The 3,492-nt window shown below is 54.6% G+C and carries 5 protein-coding genes; all 5 read right to left on the bottom strand.

All coding sequences use genetic code 11. The features are described from left to right. Positions 1-108 precede the first annotated feature (108 nt). Positions 109-807 carry a MerR family transcriptional regulator gene (locus ABF287_RS04505; protein ID WP_347183822.1) on the bottom strand — a complete coding sequence of 233 codons (699 nt, stop codon included), beginning with the start codon at positions 805-807 and terminating at the stop codon, positions 109-111. After that, positions 807-1,109: an integration host factor subunit alpha gene (ihfA, locus tag ABF287_RS04500; protein ID WP_044049962.1), complete on the bottom strand. Its 303-nt coding sequence runs from the start codon at positions 1,107-1,109 to the stop codon at positions 807-809. The genes ABF287_RS04505 and ihfA overlap by 1 nt, the downstream gene beginning before the upstream one ends. Before the next feature lie 80 nt (positions 1,110-1,189). Beyond that, positions 1,190-2,152 (bottom strand): beta-ketoacyl-ACP synthase III, encoded by a 963-nt coding sequence (locus ABF287_RS04495; protein WP_347183821.1) that lies wholly within the window; start codon positions 2,150-2,152, stop codon positions 1,190-1,192. A gap of 2 nt (positions 2,153-2,154) precedes the next feature. After that, positions 2,155-3,240 (bottom strand): phosphate acyltransferase PlsX, encoded by a 1,086-nt coding sequence (gene plsX, locus ABF287_RS04490; RefSeq protein WP_347183820.1) that lies wholly within the window; start codon positions 3,238-3,240, stop codon positions 2,155-2,157. Positions 3,241-3,269: 29 nt separating this feature from the next. Continuing rightward, on the bottom strand, positions 3,270-3,476 hold the full coding sequence (rpmF, locus tag ABF287_RS04485) for a 50S ribosomal protein L32 (protein WP_081870935.1): 207 nt from the start codon (positions 3,474-3,476) through the stop codon (positions 3,270-3,272). Between the last annotated feature and the right edge of the window lie 16 nt (positions 3,477-3,492).

Below are 3,492 nucleotides of genomic sequence, written 5' to 3'. Positions count from 1 at the left end.
CTTCCGTCCCCCAGACGGACGCGCTACCAGGCTGCGCCATAGCCCGAACATGAGGCCGTATATCAATCCCGGCGACGGGAGCAAGCCCATTATGTGCACGAAGTTCACTTATACGCTCATCTTTGCCTGCAAGGCGCGCAATTTGGCCACAACCTCAGGAGACGACCGCAGGGCGGCGCGGCGCGTGTCGGCTGGCATCTGCAACACCTGTGTCATCAGACTTGCAGTAGGTGGGAAACTTGTGAGACTTGGATCCTGAGGCGGTAAATCTGTGCCCAAAGCAATGCCGGGGACGGGATTGGGCTGTATCGACGTAATCTTTGGATCTGCCAGTGGCACCTCATCCGCCAATTCTGGAAACAACAGAAGCTGAGTGCCATCATCATCGCGCTCAAGCCGTTCGCTGAGCACAACAGATTGGCTCAGCTTCGCCGGATCAAACTGGATGTCCACCACATTTTCCTCCGGTGCGGAGGTTTCGGCATGGCTGACTTCTGGTGTTGGCTCTTTGTGTTGTGTCTCGCCCTCAATGGCCGGCGAAAAGCTTTGCACATGCGCCGCACCCTGTTCCTTCAACAGGTTTTGCACAGCTTTGATGGTCATACCCTGTTCGTGGAGCAAGAACTTAATCCCCCCCAGCAAAAGCATATCTGCCATCCGATAGTAGCGCCGCCCTCCGGTGCGCTGCACGGGAGCGACGGCGTCAAATTTGCTTTCCCAAAACCGCAGGACATGCGCCTGTGTTCCAAGCCATGTCGCAACTTCGCTTATGGTTCTGAACGCATCCGGCGATTTGGCCACGATGATTAGCCTTTGTTGCCTTTGGCAACCCGGTCCTTCATCAAATGCGAGGGACGGAAGGTTAAAACTCGGCGCGGCGTGATCGGGGCTTCTTCACCGGTTTTTGGATTGCGGCCGATCCGGGCAGACTTATCGCGAATGCCGAAAGTGCCGAATGATGAAATTTTTACAGACTCGCCAGCGACCAATGCGTCCGAAATATGCTTCAAAACAGATTCAACCAGATCAGCCGACTCATTGCGCGACAATCCAACTTCGCGGAAAACCGCTTCACTGAGATCCATTCTTGTGAGTGTGTTCGACGCCATTTACGTTCCCCCTTGTTACTACGCTGTAATTATAGATAGATAATAACTCTTGGCAACTAAAAGTCCGGATATAAGGCCAATTACCAGCGAATAACCGCAGTTCCCCAGGCCAGACCACCGCCAATTGCGCCTGTGACGACAATATCGCCTTGTTTGATGCGTTTATCCTGGGCGGCCACCGCCATGGCAAGAGGAACAGAAGCAGCCGAAGTATTGCCATGGTTGTTCACTGTCATGACGACCCGGTCCATGGGCACTTTAAGGCGTTTGGACATGCCTTCCAAAATGCGTTGGTTCGCCTGATGTGGCACAATCCAATCTACATCATCCGTGGTTAGACCAGCCGCGTCAATGGCTTCGAGCGCCGTATTCGAGAGCTTTTCGACCGCGTGACGAAACACCTCTTTGCCCTGCATCCGCAGATGTCCAGTGGTTTGCATGGATACACCGCCATCGACGTAAAGAATATCCTTGTAACGCCCATCTGAACGCAATGCTGTTGCGAGAATTCCGCGATCTGAGGTTTCATCTTGCTGCGCGCCAAGCAACATGGCGCCGGCTCCATCGCCAAATAAGACACAGGTGCCGCGATCCGTCCAGTCCATCAACTTTGAAAATGTCTCCGCGCCTATGACCAAAATGCGATTGGCCTGGCCGCTCGCGATCATGGAATTTGCGGTGTTCAAAGCAAATAGAAACCCGGCACAGACCGCTTGAACGTCAAAGGCGAAGCCATGCGTCATGCCAAGCCCGTGCTGAACCATAGTGGCGGCGGAGGGGAAGGTGAGATCGGCGGTCGAGGTCGCCAGAATAATCGCATCGACGTCCGCGACGCTGCATCCTGCATTGGCCAAAGCCGCTTGAGCGGCCCTAATTCCCATATCAGAGGTGGTCTCCCCTTCCGCGGCGAAGTGGCGACGTTCGATGCCCGTGCGACTGCGGATCCAAGCATCATTGGTGTCCAATGTGGCTTCAAACTCGGAGTTTTCCACCACACGTTCGGGCAGATAATGGCCAATGGATTCAACAACTGCTCTGCGCATCGTTAGTTCCCGTCTTCTTCGCGGTCCTCTGCGAACCCGTTGACCGAAGCTACGCGCGCGGCGAGCTTGGTGCTAAACTTTGCTGAACCTAAACGATAGGCTAGGCCAACCGCCGCCGCAACTCCTGTTGCGTCTGCCGCACCATGGGATTTCACCACCGTGCCATTGAGACCCAAGAAGACCCCACCATTAACCCGGCGCGGGTCTGTCGTGCGTTTGAGCCGGCTGAGCGGAGCATAAGCGAGGATTGCCGAGAGTTTGGCAAGCAAATTATGTTTAAAGGATTGACGCAGGGCTGTGCCGATAAAACTTGCGGTGCCTTCGGCGGTTTTCAGCGCAACATTTCCGGTAAATCCATCGGTTACAATTACATCAACCCGGTCCGAAGGGATATCTCCGCCCTCTACAAAGCCTATGAAATCGAACTGCCCAGTTTCCGCCGCCTCTTTGATCAGGTCATGTGCGGCCTTCAACTCTGTGCGGCCCTTATGCTCTTCGGTGCCAACGTTGAGCAGACCAACCCTGGGCCGTTTCACAGCAAAACCATTGCGTGAATACGACGCGCCCATCAGGGCAAATTGTAACAAATCGTTTTCGTCGGCCCGCACATCTGCGCCCACATCGAGCATGACATTGCTGCCGTTTGGCCCGTAAGACGGCCACAGAATCGCAATCGCGGGCCGGTTGATTCCGGCCATCTTGCGCAGGCGGACCATCGAAATAGCCATCAATGCCCCCGTATTTCCGCAAGAAACACAGGCATCGGCTTCTTGTTGCTTTACAGAGGTGACGGCAGACCACATTGAGGTGCCCTTGCCATGGCGCATCACTTGGCTTGGCTTGTCATCCATCGAAACGGTGCGTTCCGCGTGCACAATGGTGCAAAATTCTTCGAGATTGTGCTTGTCAATCAAAGGCGCCAGCACCTTTTCGGGGCCGTGCACCAAAAAACGAATATTAGAATGCCGGTGCACGGCAAGCAAAAGCCCGCCGATTATCTCGCCGGGCCCCTTGTCTCCCCCCATGGCATCGACGGATACGACAACATTTGAGTTGGGTCCGTTCGCAATGGTTTGGGTGTTCGACATTGAAATGTATTCCCCTTGAATACGGGCGCTTATGCCGCGTCTTCGTCGAGATCTACTTCCTCAGTCGTCGCAATGACTTCGCGATCATCATAGTGACCACAGGATGCGCAAACGTGGTGCGGGCGCTTAAGCTCACCGCAATTTGTGCATTCATTTGGGTTTGCCGCAACAAGTGCGTCATGTGAGCGTCGCATGCCACGACGGCTCCGTGTAATCTTACTTTTTGGGACAGCCATGTCACAACCTCGAGCT

The sequence above is a fragment of the Pacificibacter sp. genome (genome assembly GCF_039769035.1).
In the GTDB taxonomy this organism is placed as follows: domain Bacteria; phylum Pseudomonadota; class Alphaproteobacteria; order Rhodobacterales; family Rhodobacteraceae; genus Celeribacter.
Note: the sequence above shows the minus strand (reverse complement) of the source record. Positions and strands in the feature narration are given on the sequence as shown.